Source organism: Microbacterium sp. B19 (genome assembly GCF_000333395.1).
Lineage (GTDB): Bacteria > Actinomycetota > Actinomycetes > Actinomycetales > Microbacteriaceae > Microbacterium.
Genome location: NZ_BADA01000447.1, coordinates 1 through 544 on the forward strand (window position 1 = coordinate 1; position 544 = coordinate 544).

Annotated in this window: 1 pseudogene; it reads right to left on the reverse strand. The window is 77.0% G+C overall.

The annotated features are described in order from the left end of the window. Positions 1–359 (reverse strand): annotated as a pseudogene (locus tag I5G_RS22960) (hypothetical protein); the annotation flags it as partial. Positions 360–544 lie beyond the last annotated feature (185 nt).

A 544-nucleotide genomic window follows, 5' to 3' on the forward strand; every position in this document is an offset into this window, starting at 1 on the left:
ATCTCGTCGGCATCCATCGCGTTGCCGTCGTAGAAAGCGCCGTCGTCGATGAGGAATCCGGGGTCGAATCCGGCGAGGTCGACCGTGGCCTTGCGCGCGGCGACGTTCCAGTCGGAGTTCCACGCCGCGACGAGGTGCACGAGCGGAACGGTGGCGGCCACGATGAGCCCCACGACGAGGGCGGCCAGGATGCCGACGGTCAGGCGCCGACGGCGGAGCTGGCGGACGCGGGCCGGGCTGCGCTTCGGGCGCCGGGCTGCGGGTCGGGCGGAGGTGCGGGCGCCGGGTCGCGCGGTGGTGCGCGCCCGCGGTTTCGACGGAGGCGTGGCGCGGGGGCCTCGGTTCCCTCGCGTCGCCATGCAACGATCGTGCCGCACCGCGCTGACCACGTGCTGGACGTGGTCGGCGCGGCGCGGCGTCGTTCAGCTCCCGTTCGCCGCGGGCGGCGTGGAGCCGGCGGTGGGGGCCTGGCCGGGGGTGGGTGCCTGGCCGGGCGTCGGCGGCGTGGGGGCCGTGCCGTCGGCGGGCGGGCTCGGCGGGGTCG